This is a genomic window from Streptomyces niger, assembly GCF_000718305.1.
Taxonomy (GTDB): Bacteria; Actinomycetota; Actinomycetes; order Streptomycetales; family Streptomycetaceae; genus Streptomyces; species Streptomyces niger.
On the sequence record NZ_JOFQ01000001.1, the window covers coordinates 180,231 to 198,886 of the forward strand.

The 18,656-nt window shown below is 72.9% G+C and carries 15 protein-coding genes and 1 pseudogene; 10 read left to right on the forward strand and 6 right to left on the reverse strand.

Features of this window, described 5'->3' with window-relative positions; translation table 11 throughout:
* Positions 1-22 precede the first annotated feature (22 nt).
* A complete protein-coding gene (locus IF20_RS00835; protein WP_052862935.1) occupies positions 23-739 on the reverse strand; it encodes an RICIN domain-containing protein in 717 nt (238 codons plus the stop codon).
* Positions 740-805: 66 nt separating this feature from the next.
* Positions 806-1,111 (reverse strand): annotated as a pseudogene (locus tag IF20_RS40835) (helix-turn-helix domain-containing protein); the annotation flags it as partial.
* Between the two features lie 593 nt (positions 1,112-1,704).
* On the opposite strand from IF20_RS40835, the gene IF20_RS37155 reads away from it, so the two are divergent.
* The 4 genes from IF20_RS37155 to IF20_RS38865 all read left to right on the forward strand — a co-directional run bounded on the left by IF20_RS37155 (position 1,705) and on the right by IF20_RS38865 (position 5,582).
* Positions 1,705-2,421: a MauE/DoxX family redox-associated membrane protein gene (locus tag IF20_RS37155; protein WP_110943764.1), complete on the forward strand. Its 717-nt coding sequence runs from the start codon at positions 1,705-1,707 to the stop codon at positions 2,419-2,421.
* The gene (locus tag IF20_RS00840) at positions 2,321-2,878 is read left to right on the forward strand and encodes a redoxin domain-containing protein (RefSeq protein ID WP_052862936.1); all 558 of its coding nucleotides are present in this window, start codon (positions 2,321-2,323) and stop codon (positions 2,876-2,878) included. Before IF20_RS37155 ends, IF20_RS00840 begins: the two co-directional genes overlap by 101 nt.
* Entirely contained in the window at positions 2,875-4,845 is a 1,971-nt protein-coding gene (locus IF20_RS00845) for an ABC transporter ATP-binding protein (RefSeq protein ID WP_110943669.1), read from the forward strand. Before IF20_RS00840 ends, IF20_RS00845 begins: the two co-directional genes overlap by 4 nt.
* Positions 4,846-4,985: 140 nt before the next feature.
* Positions 4,986-5,582: a S26 family signal peptidase gene (locus IF20_RS38865; RefSeq protein WP_052862937.1), complete on the forward strand. Its 597-nt coding sequence runs from the start codon at positions 4,986-4,988 to the stop codon at positions 5,580-5,582.
* A gap of 115 nt (positions 5,583-5,697) precedes the next feature.
* On the opposite strand, the gene IF20_RS00855 is transcribed toward IF20_RS38865, so the two are convergent.
* Positions 5,698-5,877, reverse strand: coding sequence for a hypothetical protein (locus IF20_RS00855; protein ID WP_052862938.1), 180 nt, complete (start codon positions 5,875-5,877; stop codon positions 5,698-5,700).
* Between the two features lie 115 nt (positions 5,878-5,992).
* On the opposite strand from IF20_RS00855, the gene IF20_RS00860 reads away from it, so the two are divergent.
* The 6 genes from IF20_RS00860 (at position 5,993) to IF20_RS00885 (ending at position 12,823) form a co-directional block, all read left to right on the forward strand.
* Positions 5,993-6,709, forward strand: coding sequence for a CatB-related O-acetyltransferase (locus IF20_RS00860; protein ID WP_052862939.1), 717 nt, complete (start codon positions 5,993-5,995; stop codon positions 6,707-6,709).
* 303 nt (positions 6,710-7,012) lie between these two features.
* Entirely contained in the window at positions 7,013-8,506 is a 1,494-nt protein-coding gene (locus tag IF20_RS00865; protein ID WP_110943670.1) for an amino acid permease, read from the forward strand.
* A gap of 48 nt (positions 8,507-8,554) precedes the next feature.
* Positions 8,555-10,267, forward strand: coding sequence for a DUF885 domain-containing protein (locus IF20_RS00870; protein WP_052862940.1), 1,713 nt, complete (start codon positions 8,555-8,557; stop codon positions 10,265-10,267).
* A gap of 108 nt (positions 10,268-10,375) precedes the next feature.
* Positions 10,376-11,536: a GNAT family N-acetyltransferase gene (locus tag IF20_RS37165; RefSeq protein WP_110943671.1), complete on the forward strand. Its 1,161-nt coding sequence runs from the start codon at positions 10,376-10,378 to the stop codon at positions 11,534-11,536.
* A 103-nt stretch (positions 11,537-11,639) separates the two neighbouring features.
* Positions 11,640-12,290: a CatB-related O-acetyltransferase gene (locus IF20_RS00880; protein WP_052862941.1), complete on the forward strand. Its 651-nt coding sequence runs from the start codon at positions 11,640-11,642 to the stop codon at positions 12,288-12,290.
* A gap of 77 nt (positions 12,291-12,367) precedes the next feature.
* Complete coding sequence (locus IF20_RS00885) at positions 12,368-12,823, forward strand: Lrp/AsnC family transcriptional regulator (protein ID WP_052862942.1); 456 nt, start codon at positions 12,368-12,370, stop codon at positions 12,821-12,823.
* Positions 12,824-12,844: 21 nt separating this feature from the next.
* Here the strand turns inward: IF20_RS00885 and IF20_RS00890 are convergent, their stop codons facing one another.
* The 3 genes from IF20_RS00890 to IF20_RS00900 form a co-directional block, all read right to left on the reverse strand.
* Positions 12,845-15,946 (reverse strand): AAA family ATPase, encoded by a 3,102-nt coding sequence (locus tag IF20_RS00890; RefSeq protein WP_052862943.1) that lies wholly within the window; start codon positions 15,944-15,946, stop codon positions 12,845-12,847.
* Positions 15,943-17,106, reverse strand: a complete 1,164-nt coding sequence (locus tag IF20_RS00895; protein ID WP_052862944.1) for an exonuclease SbcCD subunit D — start codon at positions 17,104-17,106, stop codon at positions 15,943-15,945. Before IF20_RS00895 ends, IF20_RS00890 begins: the two co-directional genes overlap by 4 nt.
* Positions 17,107-17,260: 154 nt before the next feature.
* Positions 17,261-18,595, reverse strand: a complete 1,335-nt coding sequence (locus IF20_RS00900; protein ID WP_052862945.1) for a serine/threonine-protein kinase — start codon at positions 18,593-18,595, stop codon at positions 17,261-17,263.
* Positions 18,596-18,656 lie beyond the last annotated feature (61 nt).

An 18,656-nucleotide genomic window follows, 5' to 3' on the forward strand; every position in this document is an offset into this window, starting at 1 on the left:
CTTGTGCCGGTGCGCCGAGACATCAGGAGGGCAGTCCGCGTGGGAGCGTCTCGATCCGGAAGAGCTGACCGGACGCGCCGGTGCAGGGCTCTTCGCGGACGCGGCGGTCACTGGTGGGTGACCGCTCGCCGCTCAGGCCCACGCACAGGGCGCTGAAGGACAGCCGGAGGCGGTAACCGCACGGAGCGGACCCGCCGACGGGGTCGAAGCGGAACAACTGGGTGGACGGATCGCCTCCGCAGTCGGTCCGCGGCCGCAGCCGCCGCACCTGGCCGCTGCCGTGAGTGGCCGTGAGGCAGTCCGCCCTGCGCCCGGGGCGGTGCCACTGGATGTAGTACAGCCCGTCGCCGACGGGTTGCAGGTAGGTGCGAGGAGAGGTACGGGAGCAGGGTCCGAGCACGGCGGCCGGCCCCGATGAGGCATCCGGGCCGCGGCCCTCGGTGAGACACCCCCCGCTTCCGGTGACGCGTAGGCGCACCCAGCCGCCCGCCGGACCGAGGAAGGGCAGGCGGGGCGCGGTCGCAGCGTCCTCCCCCGGCGACCGCGAGACGGCCTCGACCCGGCGCCCGTGGTCGGCGGACTGATCGGCCCAGCTGCCGGACAGCACTGCCCAGACTCCGAAGGCCGCCAGGGCCGCCAGGGCCGGCAGCCACGCGAGCGCGATCAGCTGACGGGCGCCCAGGCGTAATCGGCGGCGCGGGGGGCGGGCCGCCGGCGCCCCCGGGACGCTCTTATGCACCCGGGCCTCGACCCGGCTTCTGGCGTCCAGCCACTCCTTGACCCGGCTGTCGTCGTCACAGGCGCGGACGAAGGCCGTCAGAAACTCCGGACGCGGTAATGCATCTTTGCGCAGAACATCGGACAGTGTGCTTCGGGCCAGCGAGTCCCCCCGGCTTTCGGCACGCTCAGCGAGTTGCCGATAAGTGCATCCCGACCGCTCTTTGAGAACTCGCATCAACGCAACGAACTCTCCGGCATCACGAGCCTCGTGAGGCCGTAATCGGCGGTATCCCATGCCATCAGCGTGTTCCCCGGATGTCGCGCCCGACAATGGACGATCGCGCCATACGCCGGCCGCGGTCCGGACAGCTGCCGGACAGCGGGCGGACATGGGTCCGCCATGCCCGTCCACCAGACCGGACAAAAATAACCGTCCGGGACAGCCGACCTCTGTTGCCACGTACCGGCGAACGCGCTCATTATCGGGACAGCGTCGCCACTCGACATTCCGATCTCACTTGGGAGGGCGGCATGTACCGACAGCTCCAAGCAATGGGCAACAGGCTGCTCGACAAACTCGTACCCCGGATCGACGCAGCGGCTGCCGAGACCAAACACTGCTGGTGGCAGTACAAGCACTGCGACTGGTGTCACGACGGCCACAAGTGCAAGAGGATGTGTTGTCGGGAGCACGGCCACACCGAGTGCGGTGAGTGGCAGTGCGTCCATCACTGACCGATCCGGTTTCCGGCGCTTCCGGCTCGTTCCGGCGCCAAGCCTGACCGGCGCCCGGAGCACCTGGCCGATGCCCGGAGCGACCTGGGCGGCTGTGGGCCGTGTGCCCGGCCGCCCAGGCCTGCGGGGCGGCCGGGCGGTGCCGGTGCGTCCCGTACGGCCCAGGACTTCACGACGCAGACGGCTCCGGTTCGTCCCGTACGGCCGAGGACTTCACGTCGTCAGGGGTCGGGGTGCCCGGAGGAGCACATGCTGTACCTGCTGCTGGGAATACGCGGTCTGCTCACGGTGGTGTTCCTGACCGCTTTCCTCGGAAAGGCGGCGAGCCGGTCCCGATTCACGGCGTTCGCTTCCTCGCTGCGCGGGATGCGTCTGCTGCCGACCGCACTGATACGGCCGACGGCGGTACTTGTGGTGGCCGCCGAACTGACGGTCGCTGCGCTGCTTTCCGTACCGTGGCGAGCGGCCTGGGCAAGCGGTCTGCTCCTCGCCGAATTGTTGCTGACTGCTTTCACCACGGCCATTGTGCTGTCGCTACGGCATGGTATTCACGTACCTTGCCGGTGCTTCGGTGCCGCGCGAACCGAACTCGGCCCCCGCCATGTCATACGGAACACCCTCCTCATGGCCGTTTCGGCCGGCGGGCTGGTCGCGGTTCTCCGCCAGGAGCCGGCGCACCAGTACGGGGCTGTCCCGGCGGTGACCGCCGGAATGCTCATCGGTCTGCTGATCGCCTTCTCGGACGCGTTTTTCCGGCTGTTCGACGAACTGTTCTCACCCGCCGGCCCGGCTCGTGGCGCCCGCATCACCCGTGGCGAGCGCCCGCGGCCGTCGGCGGGCCGTGCGCATCACAAGGAGACGGACCATGCCCTTCCTCATCGCAGCGGTCGTGCTCGTGGGCGTGCTCTGCGCGGCCGATCTGATCCTCACCGTCGGAGTGATCAGGCGGCTGCGCGACCACGCTGAGCGACTGGCGCTCCTGAGCGGCGAAGGCGGCATCGTCGTCGGCGACGAGGTCGGAGAGTTCTCCGTACCGACGGTGGACGGACGGCTGGTCGTCACCCGCGATGCCCTGAGTGAGGACGCCGGCGGAACCGTGGTGGCGTTCTTCTCCCCCGACTGCGAGCCGTGTGAGGAGACCCTGTCCCGCTTCGTGCCCTACGCGGCGGAGCTACGGGCCCGGGGCTGCCCCGTGCTGGCGGCGGTGGTCGGCGACCCCGGCGAGAAGACCGACGCGTTCGTCGCCGCTCTCTCCCCGGTGGCCCACGTCGTGACCGAGAGGCATCCCGACGGACCGCTGAGCGCTGCCTTCCGGATCGGGGCGGTCCCCACCGTCCTGCGCGTGGCACCGGACGCCACCGGCCGCGTCGTCGTCACGGACACCGCCGTGCGGCTGGACACGTCCACCGCGGCAGCGGCATGAGCGGGAGCCGTGTCCCAGCGGCAGCTTGCCGAACCACCGCCCACGGCGCTCCGGGAGATCCGCGGCCCCCCGCGCCCGCCCGTCGAACCGGCACCGTTGCCGCCCGCGTCCTCGCCGCTGCCGCGCTGGCGGTGAAGGCCGCGCCCGGCCTCCTGGTGCTGTACATGATGGTGGAGCTGGCGTCGGGCGGGCTCCCCGTGGTCATCGCCTGGCTGACCAAGGAAGTGCTCGACGGCCTTGTCGGCGGGGCGGCCACGAGCGCGCTGCTGCCGCTGGGCGCCGGCCTGGCCGGAGCCGGGGTACTGACCGGAACGCTGCCGCAGGCCGGCCAGTACCTGCAGGCGGAGACCGACCGCCGGGTCTCCGTACTCGCCCAGGACCGCCTCTTCACCTCCGTGGAAGGGTTCACCGGCCTCGGCCGCTTCGAGGACCCCCGCTTCCTCGACCGGCTCCGGCTCGCCCAGCAGTACGGCGGCACCGTCCCCAGCCGGGTCGTGGACGGCGCGCTGGGGACCGCCCGCGCGGTCATCATCATCGGCGGCTTCCTCGGCTCGCTGCTGCTGCTCAGTCCGCTGATGACCGCGCTGGTGCTGTTGTCGGCGCTGCCCGCGCTGGCCGGTGAGATCGTGCTGTCGCGGCAGCGGGCGCGGATGTTCTGGAAGACGGGGCCGATCGAGAGGCGGGAGTTCTTTTTCAGCGCTCTGCTGACCAGCGTGGAGGCGGCCAAGGAGATCCGGCTGTACGGCAGCGGTGCGTTCCTGCGCGGCCGGATGCTGGCCGAGCGGCGGACCGCGAACGCCGCCAAACGCGCCATGGACCGGCGCGAGTTCCTCGTGGAGAGCGGACTCGCGGCGTTCGCGGCGCTGGTGTCCGGCGGCGGGCTGGTGTGGGCGGTCTTCCAGGCGCGGACCGGAGCGCTGTCGGTAGGAGACGTCACCCTGTTCATCGCCGCTGTGGCCGGGGTGCAGAGCGCGCTGACACAGGTGGCGGCCAACGTCGCCCAGGCCCACCAGGCCCTGTTGATGTTCGAGCACTACCAGGTGGTGACGGCGGCGGGTCCGGACCTGCCGGTGCCCGCCGGACCGCGCGCCCTGCCGCCGTTGCGGCACGGGATCGAGTTGCGCGACGTATGGTTCCGCTACTCCGACGATCACCCCTGGGTGCTGCGCGGCGTCAACCTGCGCATCCCGTACGGCACCACGCTCGCGCTCGTCGGCCTCAACGGCGCCGGCAAGTCGACGCTGGTTAAGCTCGTGTGCCGGCTGTACGACCCGGTGCGCGGCGCCGTGCTGTGGGACGGCGTGAACATCAGGGACATCGACCCGGCCGAGCTGCGCCACCGGATCGGCGCGGTCTTCCAGGACTACATGCACTACGACATGACGGCGACGGAGAACATCGCGCTGGGCGATCTCAGCTCCCTCAATGACAGCGCGCGCCTCCAGGCAGCAGCGAAGCGGGCCGGCGTCCACGACAAGCTCGCCGGGCTGCCCCGAGGCTATGACACGCTGCTGTCCCGGACGTTCATGATGGAGACCGACAAGGAGGACCCGGCCACCGGTGTCGCACTCTCCGGCGGCCAGTGGCAACGCCTGGCCCTGGCCCGCGCGTTCCTGCGCGACCGGCGTGACCTGATGATCCTGGACGAGCCCTCGGCGGGCCTCGACGCAGAGGCCGAGCACGAGATCCACTCCTCCATCGCCGCGTACCGGGGCACACGGACCAGCCTGCTGATCTCCCACCGGCTCAACGCGGTGCGCGACGCCGACCGCATCGCCGTCCTCTCCGAGGGGCGGGTCGTGGAGGAGGGCACGCACGACGCACTCATGGCGCGCGGGCGCTGGTACGCCCGGCTGTTCACCCTCCAGTCGGCCGGCTACCGAAGCGACGCGGCGGACAGCGGCGCCCCGACGAACGGCAGCCGACCAACACAGTCACACGGGAGGAACCCCGGGGAGCGCGACTGACACACCACTCATGTGAGAAGCGCGAGGGTACGAGGGGGCCAGTACGGGATTCGGGAAGCGATCGCAAAACAAGCGGGCATGGCGAAGTGTCAGCATGAGCCCGTCGCCCCGGGCGAGCGGGCCGACACCTGGAGGGACCGATGGACACGGAGCTGATCCGGCTGGCCCCGGCCCTACTGCGACGCAGGCTGGTGGCTGTCACCGTCCGGGGCGCCAGCATGGAACCCGCCTTCCATGACGGCGACCGGGTGCTGGTCGACCGCGGGCGGGTGGCAGCGCCGGGACAGGTGGTCGTTGTCGAGCGGCCGCAAGAGGCGGTGCGGTGGGAAGCCCGGGTGCCGGAGGTGACGGAGCGGAACACCGCGGGCCCCATGGAGCCCGGCACCCGCCACCAGTGGCACACCACAAGTCCGCGAACCATCGAATGGGGCCGCCCACCGGTGCCGCCCGAGGCCGGAGCGGGCGCCCTCCGTCGCCGGGACTGGATGATCAAGCGCGTGGCCGCGATCCCCGGCGACCCGGTACCGCGTGACCGGGTGGCGGCGCTCACCGACGTGCCCGAGGATCAGGTGCCGCCGAATGAACTGGTTCTGCTGGGCGACAACCAGGACGTCAGCTTCGACTCCCGGTGTGTGGGCTACTTCCCCGCCGAACGCGTGCTGGGAACCATGGTCCGGCCCTTGCCATCCCCTCCCCGGCCTTCCCGTACCGCCCCTGTCAGCCCTTCGACCAGCTGACGCCACGGCTGATCCGCCAGACACTCATGCACCCATGCATTCATTCACCCAGGCGCCCAGGCACCAGATACCAGGTACCGCGCATGCCGCCGCGCATCACGCACTCCGCCGGGAATCAGGTATCCGATGGGCGGCCCCGGACCGTACGCACCGCGCAGCGCAGCGCGGCCACGACCGGCCGGTCCCGGCCCCCGGCCCGCCGGGCGAGCGCGGCGTGGCACGGCGAGAGGTCGGTGACCTCGGCGTACGCGACGCCGTACGGCTGGTAAGCCAGCGGGTCGGTGGCGGCCACCATCGCCCGGGTCTCCGGGAGGAGTTCACGCCCCGACGGGGTGAGCCTCGCCGTGGCGTGGTGCCACCCATGAAAATTCGCACGCTCCGCTGCGGGCGCGCTGTTAACGTCCGCGACCATGACGGACACCTTCGAGGACTTCACCCAGGTACAGCGCATCGACACCGACCCCGAGGTGGCGAAGCACCCGCTCATCGCGTTGGAGGACGGCCGGCACAGCTGGTACAGCGGCTACCACCACCGGGACGGCTTCGCCCGGCGGTTGCGATACGCGTTCGACGACCGTACGGAGTACGGCGCCAGCGGCATTCCCCTCGACCGGCTGCGGATCGGAAACTTCTGCCAGTTCGCCTCCGGCGTCACCTTCCTGCTGGGCGGCAACCACGGGCACGACACCCACCGCGACGCGGTGACGCCGTACGGCTTCAACTTCTTCGCGCACGAGCACGACGCCTGGGCGCCGGCCGGTGACACCGTCGTGGGACACGAGGTGTGGACCGGTTACGAGGCGGTCGTCCTGCCCGGCGTACGCATCGGCACCGGCACGATCATCGGGGCGCGCGCCACCGTGTCCAAGGACGTCGCCCCGTACTCCGTCGTGGTGGGCGACAACAGGGTCGTGCGGCACCGCTTCGACCCGCTGCGCCGCAAGCTGCTGTGGCGGATCGGCTGGTGGAACTGGAGCGACGAGCGGATCGCGGAAGCGCTCCCACTGCTCCAGGGGCGCGAGGTCGCGGCGTTGGCCCGGTATGCCGGCATCGCCCCGGAGGAGGTCGCCGACGACGTCGATCCGGCCACCATGACCGGCGACGACATCCTGGCGCACCACGTCTGACCTGCGCTTTTGTGCACGTGTCGAAATGACCGGCGCGGAGGGTGTGACATCTGTACATGGTGGGTGGAGCGAATTCTTCCTAGCGTCTGCGTAACGCAAGATCGAACCTCCGTGGCCGCCGGGTGATCCCCGGAGCCGCGGGGCCATCCCGGACGGCGGACCCCGGACGCCGGGCGTCCGCCCGTAGCGCCGCCGGCTCTCCGCCTCCCCACGCGACGCCCCCTCATCGCGGCCCGCCGCACCCGCGGCGCGTTGCACCCTGCTCCGCGCAGGGCTGGAACCCCACCGAATGCCGAGGACCGTATGAGCACGCAACCGACGACCGACGTGGCATCGTCGCCGCCCGCTCCGAGTGGTGGCGGACGCCCGTCGGACGGCCTGCAGGCCGGGCTCAAGAACCGCCACCTGTCCATGATCGCGATCGGCGGGGTGATCGGCGCCGGCCTCTTCGTCGGCTCCGGCTCCGGCATCGCCGCCGCCGGCCCCGCCATCCTCCTGTCCTACGCGCTGGTCGGCGCGCTGGTGGTCTGCGTGATGCGGATGCTGGGCGAGATGGCCGCCGCCTACCCCAGCTCCGGTTCGTTCTCCGCTTACGCGGACCGGGCGCTCGGCCGCTGGGCCGGCTTCTCCATCGGCTGGCTCTACTGGTTCTTCTGGGTCGTGGTGCTGGCCGTCGAGGCCACGGCGGGCGCCAAGATCCTGGAGGGCTGGATACCGGCCGTGCCGCAGTGGGGCTGGGCCCTGATCGTGATGCTGGTGCTCACCGCGACGAACCTGGCCTCGGTCGCCTCGTACGGCGAGTTCGAGTTCTGGTTCGCCGGGATCAAGGTCGTCGCCATCGCTGCCTTCGTCGTGATCGGCCTGCTGGCCGTCTTCGGCGTGCTGCCCGGCGCGCACAGCGACACCGCGGGCGTCGCGAACCTCACCGCGCACGGTGGATTCATGCCGCACGGACCCGGTTCCGTCCTCACCGGCATCCTGATGGTGGTCTTCTCCTTCATGGGCAGCGAGATCGTCACCCTCGCCGCCGGTGAGTCGGAGAACCCGCAGCGCGCGGTCTCCAAGGCGACCAACAGCGTCATCTGGCGGATCGCGGTCTTCTACCTCGGCTCGATCTTCATCGTGGTCAGCCTGCTGCCGTGGAACTCCCCCTCCATCGTCGACGACGGCAGCTACGTCGCGGCCCTGAACACCATCGGCATCCCGCACGCCGGCGAGGTCATGAACGTCATCGTGCTGACCGCGGTGCTCTCCTGTCTGAACTCCGGCCTCTACACCGCCTCCCGCATGGCCTTCTCGCTCGGCGAGCGGGGGGACGCGCCGAAGGCGTTCGCGCGGACCAGCGCCCGCGGCGTGCCGCGCGCCGCGATCCTCTCCTCCGTCCTCTTCGGCTTCATCGCGGTGTTCTTCAACTACAAGTGGCCCGACACCGTCTTCGCCTTCCTGCTGAACTCCTCCGGAGCCGTCGCACTGTTCGTATGGCTGGTCATCGCCTTCGCACAGCTGCGGATGCGCGCGATGATCCTGCGCGACGACCCGTCGAAGCTGGTCGTACGGATGTGGCTGTTCCCGTACCTGACCTGGGCGACGATCGGGATGATCTCCTTCGTGCTGGTCTACATGCTGACCGACCCCGACGGCCGGCAGCAGGTCACCCTGTCGTTGCTGGCCGCCGCCGTGGTGGTGGGCATCGCCCTGGTGCGGGACCGGCTGCGGGCGAGCCGGCCGGCCACGGCGTCCGCGGGCGCGGTACGCGATTCAGCGGAGGGCGAAGAAAGCCTTCCGACAGGCTCGTAGCCAATATTGCTGGTGACGCGGTGGGCCCATCCGTACCAGGATGGGCCCATGTCCGAACCCAACGCTTCCACCGGTCGGGCCGGCTCCGACGCCGAGCCGCTGCCCCGCCGGATCGCCGACGAGTACGTCGACGCCCTCATCGCCCTCGACCCCATCACCGGCACCTTCCTCGGCGTACCGGAGAGCTCCGGCAAGCTGCCCGACTTCTCCCCCACGGGGCAGGAGGCGCTGGCCCAGTTGGCCCGCACCACGCTCGACCGGCTGGCCGCCGCCGAGGCCCGGCCGGGCGCCGACAGCGACAACGAACGGCGCTGCGCCCGGCTGCTGCGCGAGCGGCTGACCGCCGAGCTCGCCGTGCACGAAGCCGGCGAGGGACTACGGGCCGTCAGCAACCTCAGCTCGCCGCTGCACTCGGTGCGCCAGGTCTTCACCATCATGCCGACCGAGACGGACGAGGACTGGGCGGCCGTCGAGCAGCGGCTGCGCGCGGTGCCGGCCGCCCTGGAGGGCTACCGGGCCGCGCTCGGCGAGGGCCTGCGGCGCGGGCTGCCGGCCGGTCCCCGGCAGGTGCGGACGGTGCTCGGGCAGCTCGCCGAGTGGATCGGCGAGGACGGTGGCTGGTTCGCCGGCTTCGCCGCCGCCGGGCCGGAGAGCCGGCGCAAGGAGCTGGGCGAGGCGGCCCGCTTCGCCACCGCCGCGCTGACCGAGCTCCGCGACTGGCTGCGCGACACCTACGCACCGGCCGTCGAGGGCTCCCCCGACGTGGTGGGCCGCGAGCGGTACGCCCGCCTCGCCCGCTACTACAACGGCACCGACCTCGACCTCGACGAGGCGTACGCGTACGGCTGGGCCGAGTTCCACCGGCTGCTCGCCGAGATGGAGACGGAGGCCGAGAAGGTCCTGCCGGGCGCGAAGACCCCCTGGGAGGCGCTGGCCTGGCTCGACGACAACGGCGAGAAGGTCGAGGGCGTCGAGGAGACCCAGCGCTGGCTCCAGTCGCTGATGGACCAGGCCATCGAGGACCTGGACGGCACGCACTTCGAACTGGCCGAGCGGGTCAAGCGCGTGGAGTCGCGGATCGCGCCCGCGGGCTCCGCCGCCGCGCCGTACTACACCGGCCCCTCGCTGGACTTCTCACGTCCGGGCCGCACCTGGCTGCCGACCATGGGCGAGACCAGCTTCCCGGTGTACGACCTGGTCTCCACCTGGTACCACGAGGGCGTGCCGGGCCACCACCTCCAGCTCGCGCAGTGGGCGCACGTCAGCGATCAGCTGTCCCGCTACCAGACCACGGTCGGCATGGTCAGCGCGAACGCCGAGGGCTGGGCGCTGTACGCCGAGCGGCTGATGGACGAGCTGGGCTACCTCACCAACGCGGAACGCCGGTTGGGGTACCTCGACGCGCAGATGATGCGCGCGATCCGCGTGATCATCGACATCGGCATGCACCTGGAGCTGGAGATCCCGAAGGACTCGCCGTTCCATCCGGGCGAGCGCTGGACACCGGAGCTGGCGCAGGAGTTCATGGACGCGCACTGCGGCCGACCGTCCGACTTCGTGGAGAGCGAGATCATCCGGTACCAGGGCATGGCCGGCCAGGCGATCGGCTACAAGCTGGGCGAGCGCGCCTGGCTGAACGGCCGCGCGGCGGCCCGCCGCCGCCACGGCGACGCCTTCGACCCCAAGAAGTGGCACATGGCGGCCCTCTCCCAGGGGTCGCTGGGCCTGGACGACCTCGAAAGCGAACTGTCGGCGCTGTAGGCGTACCGGACGGAAGGGGGCGGCGGTCCGACCGGGCCGCCGCCCCCTCGCGTGCTCCCGCGGGAAATACGTGGCGCGCGGAACCGGCGGTCCGTAGGGTCCACCTCCATGACCATCCTCTTCCTGCTTCCCGGTGACCCGTCACGGCCGGGGCATGTCGATCCGGGCCATGAACGGGAGGCGCGGGCCGCCCGCGCGGCGGGGGCGCAGGTCGCGGCCACCGACCACGAGGCGCTGTGCGCGGGCGAGTCGGCGCGGGCCGTCTCCGGTGTGCCGGCCGGTCCGGAGCCGGTCTGGTACCGCGGCGGGCCGCTGACCGCCACGCAGTACGCCGGGCTGGCGGCAGCGCTCGCGGACCGCGGCCGCACACTGCTCACCGGCCCCGAGGAGTACCGGTCGGCCCGGGAAACTCCCCCGGACGCCACTCCGTCGGCGCGGGTCTGGTGGGTGGACGGCGTACCGGTGTTGACGACCGCGCACGCGGATGCCCCTGACGCAGCGCCCCGCCCCACCACCGCCGCGTTGGCCGAAGCGGCCAAGGAAGTCGGGAAGTCGGGGAACCGCTTCGTCACCACCGACCTCGCGCCGGACGCCGCGGGGACCTGGCGGACGCTCGCGGTCGGCGACGGGCAGACCGGCGGCCTGGGCCCGGTCACGGACGCGGAGACGGCGCGGCTCTTCGAGGCACTGACCGCCGCCGGGTCCGGCTTCCCGCTCGCGCTCACCGCCGGCCGGCTGACGCTGCGGGCCCTGCCGCCGACCGAGTGCGCCCGGCTCGCGGACGGCGGTACGGCCGGGCTGGACTGGGTGGACGGCGCGCCGCCGGAGGGCACCGTGGCGGGCGCCGGCATCATGGTGCAGCTCGCGGCGGCCGGACTGTACCGGCCGGGCTGGGGCACGTACGCCATCACCCGCACCGAGGACGGCGTGGCCCTGGGCGGCATCGGCTTCCACGGCCCGCCCGACGAGACCGGCACGGCCGAGCTGGGGTACGACCTGTCCCCCTCGGCCCGCGGCGCCGGCTGGGCGACGGACGCGGTGCGCCTGCTCGCCTCGTGGGCGGCCTCCCGCCCCGAGATACGCACCCTGCGGGCCACCACGGAGCCGGCGAACCTGCCGTCCCAGCGTGTGCTGTTGCGAGCCGGCTTCGCGCACACGGGCGAGAAGGAGGGGATGCCCGCATTCGAGTACGCGGGGAACGACGCCGGGAGCGGTGCCGCGGCCGGCACGGCGGAGCCGGTGGGCGAAGGCGGCCCGGCGACTCCCTGACACCCGGACCGCCCGGCGCTGACCGTCGTCGGCCGCCCGAGCTGCCCCTTGTCGACCACACCGGGAAACACACCGGGAAACACACCGGGAAAGAGGCCCCGTCATGCCCCCGCTCCTCCCCGCCGACCCGACCGTGCTGCACCCGGTCCCCGGACAGCCGCGGGTCGTGTTGCTCAAGCCGCTGGTCAGCTCGCCGCTGATCGAGGTGGGCGAGTTCTCCTACTACGACGATCCGGACGACCCGACCGCTTTCGAGACCCGCAACGTGCTGTATCACTACGGCCCTGAGCGGCTGGTCATCGGGAAGTTCTGCGCGCTGGGCGAGGGGGTGCGGTTCCTGATGAACGGCGCCAACCACCGGATGGACGGCCCGTCCACCTTCCCCTTTCCGATCATGGGTGGCTCGTGGGCCGAGCACTTCGACCTGATCACGGGGCTCCCGGGGCGCGGGGACACCGTGGTCGGGAACGACGTGTGGTTCGGCTACCGCTCGACGGTGATGCCGGGCGTACGCATCGGCCACGGCGCGATCGTCGCCTCGGGCTCGGTGGTCGTCGACGACGTGCCCGACTACGGCGTCGTGGGCGGCAATCCGGCCCGCCTCCTCCGGCTACGCCACGACCCGGCGGACGTCGCCCGCCTGCTCGACCTCGCCTGGTGGGACTGGCCGCTGGACCACCTCACCCGGCACCTCCGCACGGTCATGTCCGGCAGTGTGGACGAGCTGGCGGCGGCAGCTCCCGGGCGCGAGTAGCCCGCCGAGGCCCGACAGCCGCGGTTTCCCTGGTGGAACCATTGATCCACCGGGGATTTCGCTGCTAGACAGCGGGTATGACGAGTTCTCCCGCGTACTCCCCCGACGCCACCGACTGGCGGATACTGCGTGCCCTCCAGGAGAACGGGCGGGCGGGCTATGCCGTGCTCGCGCGGGAGGTGAACATGTCCGCCAGCGCCGTCACCGAGCGGGTGCGGCGGCTGGAGGAGACCGGGGTGATCCGCGGGTACGCGGCCGTGGTCGACGCCGAGCGGGTCGGGCTGCCGGTCCTGGCCTTCGTACGGCTGCAGTGCCCGAACGGCGACTACGCGCCGTTCCACGACCTGTTGGACACCACGCCGGAGATCCTTGAGGCGCACCACGTCACCGGCGACGACTGTTTCATCATCAAGGTGGCGGCGCGGTCGATGCGGCACCTGGAAGAGGTGGCGGGGCGGATCGGCGCGCTCGGCTCGGTCACGACGAACGTCGTGTACTCGTCCCCGCTCGCCGGCCGCCCCGTCAGCCCCTGAGGCACCGCTTCCGGACGCCGCTCAGCCCGCGTCGCCGGCGACGCGGAGCCGTACGGACGAGCCGGACCGGTGCTTGCGGACCTCCAGCTGGGCGGGGATGCGGCGGCGCAGGTCGGCGACGTGGCTGACGATGCCGACGCTGCGGTCCCGTTCGCGGAGGGAGTCCAGCACGTCCAGGACCTCGTCGAGGGTCTGTTCGTCGAGGCTGCCGAAGCCCTCGTCGATGAAGAGGGTGTCCAGGCGGGTGCCGCCGGCCTCGTCGGTGACCACGTCGGCGAGGCCCAGGGCCAGGGAGAGCGAGGCGAAGAACGTCTCGCCACCCGAGAGGCCCGCGGTGTCGCGCTCCTGGCCGGTCCACGCGTCGACGACGTGCAGGCCGAGGCCGGAACGGCGGGCGCCGCCGGCCCGTTCGTCGGAGTGCACGAGGGTGTAGCGCCCCGCCGACATGCGGGCGAGGCGCGCGCTGGCGGCGGCCGCGACCTGTTCGAGGCGGGCGGCCAGGACGTAGGACTCCAGGCGCATCTTGCGTTCGTTCTCCGCCGAGGTGCCCGCGGTGAGCGACGCGAGGCGGGCGACGCGGTCGAACTCCTCGCGCAGCGGGGCCAGTTCGCGCGCGTCGGCCTCGGCGCGGGCCGACAGCCGGTCCAGCTCGGCGCAGCGGTCCTGCGCCGTGGCCCGGTCGGTGGCGGCCTCGCGCAGCCGGCGGGCCGCGGCCTCCGAGACGGCGCGGGCCCGGTCGGTGTCGACGGGCGGCAGGGCGGCGGCGTCGGCGACGCGCGGGTCGGCGAGCTCGGCCGTGACCGCGGTCTCCTCGGCCTGCCAGGCGTCCAACTGCCCCTGGACGTCCCGCCACTCGTCATCGCCGAGCAGGGCGGCCTCGGCCTCCCGCGGTGTGTCGAAGCCGGCCTTGTACGCGGCGTCGGCGAGCGCCGCGTCGGCTTCCTTGAGGCGTTCGGCGGCGGTCTCGGCGGCCCGTACCGCGGTGACCGCCTCGGCGAGCAGTGCGACCTGCCGCTCCAGGCGGTGGGCGCGTTCGGCGACGCTCGCGCTGTCTCCGCGGGCCCGGCGCAGTCCCTCGGACAGCGCCTGCTCCTCGCGGTCCAGCGCGTCGCGGCGGGAGTCGCGGGCCGCGGTGCGCTGCTGGGCGGCCTGCTGTTGCGAGCGGCGCTGCTCGTACTCGCGCTCGGCGCGGGCGAGGGCCTCGCGGGCGGCGTGCAGCCCGGCGCCGGTGGCGTGCGCGTCGGCGTACTCCGAGCGCAGCTCCGCCAGCTCCCGGGTGAGGTCGGTGACCGGTGCGTCGCCGGCGCCGGCGGTCGCGGCGGCCAGCTCCTCCTTGACGGTCTGCCGCGTGCGCTCGGCCGCCTCGCGGGCGGTCACGGCGCGCTCGTAGTCGGCGAACGCGCCCTCCTCCCGCTCGCGGTCCACATGGCCGGCTTCCGTACGGGCGGGGGCCGGGTGGCCGGTCGCGCCGCAGACGGCGCACGGCTCGCCGTCCCTGAGGTCCTGGGCGAGTTCGGCGGCGATGCCCGCCAGCCGGGCTTCCTTGAGCTTCAGCCAGTCCTCGTGCGCCTGGTTCGCGGCCTCCTGCGCGCGGAGCACCGCTCGCTCGGCGTCGGCCAGTTCGGCGGTGGCGCGGTCGCGGCGGCGGGCGGCGGCCAGCCGGGCCTCGGCGGGTTCGACGCGGGCGCCGAGCTGTTCGGCGCGGGCCGCCGCTTCCTGGGCGGCGTCGATGCGGTGCTGGTGGGCGGCGCGGGTGGTGTCCCAGCCGGCCAGCCAGTCCGCGGTGTCCAGCAGGGTCTGCTCGTCGTCGCGGGCCTCGCGCTCCAGTGCGGTGCGTTCGGTGGCGATGTCGGCGGCGCGCCGCTCGTCGCGGCGGGCTGCCTCCAGGGAGCCCAGTTCGCCGCGGAGGTGGTGTTCGAGGGCGGCCAGCTGGTCGCCGCCGGCGTCGACGAGGTCGGTACGCAGCAGGTCGCGGCAGCGGCGCTCGGTGGTGCGCGCGGCCTCGTGGTCGCGCCAGGCGGCCTCGCGCAGCGCGAGTTCGGGGGCGACGCGCTGGGCCCTGCGGGCGCGGTCCAGCCGCTGCCGGGCCCGGTCGCGGTCGGCGGCCTGCGCTTCGAGTACTTCGGCCCGGCGGCGGGCCTCGGCGTGGCGCTGCTGGAGCCGGGCGCGTTCGAGGGCGTCCTCCAGTGCGCGCGCCGCGTCGGCCGCGGCGCCCTCGGCGGTGGCGGCGGCCGCGGCGGCGATGTCCAGCCGTTCGCGGGCTCCGGAGCGGGCGACCGCCGCCCGGGCCAGGACGGTGGCGGCGAAGCCGGGCTCGCCGGGCGCCGGGGTGCTGCCCGTACGGCTTGCCGTCTTCTTCGTACGGGTGCGGGCACCCTTGCCGGTGCCGGTGGCGGGCTCTTCCGCGCGGCCCGGCGCCGGGACGGAGCCGTCGGTGAGGTCGGGGGTGTCACCCGCCGCCTGTGCCATCCGGTGGGCGAGCGCGAGGAGCCGGTCGTCGGCGGCGGTGACCCGGTCGGCGGCCGCCTTGCGCACCATCGCGAGCCGTTCTTCCAGCGCGGCGAACCGGCGGGTGTCGAAGAGCCGGCCGAGCAGCTTGGCGCGGGCCTCGGCGTCGGCCCGCAGGAACTTCGCGAACTCGCCCTGCGGCAACAGCACGACCTGGCAGAACTGCTCCTTGCTCATGCCGAGCAGCTGCTGTATCTCCTCGCCGATCTCCTGGTGGGAGCGGCTGAGCGCCGCCCACGCCCCCGCCACCGGGTCGTACTCGCGCAGCGCGCTGTACGCCTTCTCCATGGTCGTGCCCGTGCCGCGCTTCTTGGCGCGGGGCTGTTCGGGCCGCCGGGTGATCTCCAGCCGGCGGCCGCCGACGGTGAGGTCCAGGACGACCTGGGTGGCCGTGCCGGGCGCGGCGAGCGCACTGCGCAGGAACTGGCCGCCGGGCCGGGCGCCGGGCACGGAGCCGTACAGCGCGAAGCAGACGGCGTCCAGGACGGAGGTCTTGCCGGCGCCGGTCGGGCCGTGCAGCAGGAAGAGCCCGGCGCCGGAGAGGGCGTCGAAGTCGACGGTCTGGGCACCGCCGAACGGCCCGAAGGCGGCGAGCGTCAGCTTGTGCAGTTTCATGCCGATTCCCTCGCCGCTTCGTCCGTGCGTACCTCGTCGATCGCGGAGCGCAGCACGGCCCGTTCGGCGGTGTCGGCGGCGCGGCCCGGCCGCACGTGGGCCACGAAGTCCTCGGCGATCTCCTGGTCGGTGCGGCCGCGCAGCCGTTGGGCGTACGAGATGCCGGAGCCGTCCTCGCGTGCCTCGGGCTCGAAGGAGAGGGCGAGGACGTGTGGGAAGCGTTGGGCGAGCCGCGCCATCGGCTCGTGCGGACGCGCGGTGTCGGTGAGGGTGGCCTCGACCCAGGAATTCTCGTGTCGGGCGAGGTCCGGGTCGGCCAGCAGGTCTTCCAGGCGACCGCGGAGCCGGGCGAGCGGGCGCGGCACGGGGCAGGGCAGCCGCTCGGCGGCCGGCACGCCGTCCGGGCCCAGGTCCACGAGCCACATCGACTTGCGGTGGTTGACCTCGGAGAAGGAGTACGCGAGCGGGGAGCCGGAGTACCGCACCCGGTCGGTGATCCGCTGGCAGCCGTGCAGGTGGCCCAGGGCCGCGTAGTCCACGCCGTCGAAGACCTCGGCCGGTACGGAGGCGACGCCGCCGATGGTGATGTCCCGCTCGCTGTCGCTGGGCGCGCCGCCGGTGACGAAGGCATGGGCGAGGACGACGGAGCGGGTGCCGGCGGGGCGCTCGGCGAGGTCGGCCCGTACCCGGTCCATGGCCGCGCGCAGTACCGGGGCGTGGCGCGCCTTCTCGGCGCCGAGGGTGTCGCGTACCAGTGCCGGTTCGAGGTACGGCAGGCCGTAGAAGGCCACGTCACCGTGGTCGTCGGCGAGCACGACGGGAGTGCCGCAGCCGGCCGGGTCGGTGCGCAGGTGGATGCCGGCCTTGGCCATGAGGCGGGCGCCGACGCCGAGCCGGCGCGCGGAGTCGTGGTTGCCGGAGATCATGACGGTGGGCACGCCGAGGTCGGCGAGGCGGTGCAGCGCGTCGTCGAACAGCTCGATGGCGGCCAGCGGCGGCACGGCACGGTCGTAGACGTCACCCGCGACCACCACGGCGTCGACCTCGTGGGTACGGACGGTCTCGATGAGGTGGTCGAGGAAGGCGCGCTGGTGGTCGAGCATGTTCACACGGTGGAACGAGCGACCCAGATGCCAGTCGGAGGTGTGCAAGATTCTCAACAGACTGCTCCGACCTGCATGCTTTCCTTCCTCCCCGTCATGCGCCCGCGTCCGGCCGGCGGCCGGTGGTCAACGGCAGGCACCACGCTAGCGCGCCTGTGCCCCCGGTTTCCCACGGACCTCGGTTTTCGTCGTCCGGGCCGGCATCGAGCGGCTAGCGCCCGGCGCGTCTCCGGCGCCGGACCACGGCCCTGCGGACGAGGAAGCCGACGAGGACGAAGGGGGCCAGCAGGACGGCGAAGGTCACCGGCTCCCGCATCGTCCGGCTGAGGATGGGCGTGAGCACGAGCGCCAGCAGGATGAGGGCGACGAGCATGCGGTTCGACAGCCGCTTCCGTGCGGGCGGGGTGGCGACCTGCTGAGCGCCGTCCGGAACCTGCGGGGGCAGCGGTGTCGGCATGGAGTACACGGAGTACGGGGCCTGCGCCCCTCCCTGCGCCGGGACGGAGACCGATGCGGGCGCCGCGGCCGGCGGCTGCGCGGAGAACGGCTGCCCGGGCGGCGGTGCCATGGTCGGCGGCGGGCCGAAGCCCGGCTGTCCGGCGGCGCCCGGCCCGGCGCTCTGCCGCGGCGCGGAGGCGCTGTCGGACAGTGCGCGCAGCGTGCGTTCGCGGGCGGCCAGCTCCTCGGCGAGTGCGGCGGGCACCACGTGCTGCCACTGGCCCACGTGGGCACCCAGCTGCCCCAGCCGCTCTCCCAGCCCGCTCGCCGTGGGCCGTTGCTCCGGCTCCTTGACGAGGCAGGACGCCAGCAGCGGCCGCAGCGCCTCCGGTACGCCGTCGAGGTCGGGCTCCTCGTGGACGATGCGGTACAGCAGTACGGGCGCAGAGGCGTTCTCCGCGGGCCGGGCGAACGGGCCGCGTCCGGTCGCGGCGTGGGCCAGGACGGCGGCCAGCGAGAAGACGTCGGCGGGCGCTTCGGTTCCGGTCCCGGTGGCCTGCTCGGGCGCGAGGAAGCCGGGTGAGCCGATCATGCCGCCGGTGTGGGTGTGCCGGGAGTCGTCGGCGGCGCGGGCGATGCCGAAGTCGATCAGCCGCGGATGGTCACCGGCCAGCAGGACGTTACCGGGCTTGACGTCGCGGTGCGCAAGACCGGTGTCGTGCACCGCTTGGAGCGCCGCGCACAGTTCGGCGGCCAGGCCGAGCAGGGCCGGTTCGGGGAGCGGGCCGTGCTGCTCGACCCATTCACCGAGCGACGGCGCCGGTACGTACTCGGTGGCCAGCCATTGCGGCCGCTGCCCGACGGCGCTGTGGTCCACCACGGCCACGGACCAGGGGGAACGGACCTGGTCGCTGTTGCGGATCTCCCGGTCGAAGCGCGCTTCGAATCCCAGCTCGGCACCGAGGTCGGGCCGGACCGTCTTGAGCGCCAGCGGCAGTCCGGTGTGCGTCCGGGCCAGGTAGACCTGCCCCATGCCGCCCGCGCCGAGCCTGGCAAGCAGCGGATAACCGCCCAGGGCCGGCGGATCCGCGGTTTCGAGACCGTGCATGGAAGTGTTCGTCCCCCTCGCTTCTTCTCTCACGCCCTGTGGACGCACCGCGGCGACCAAC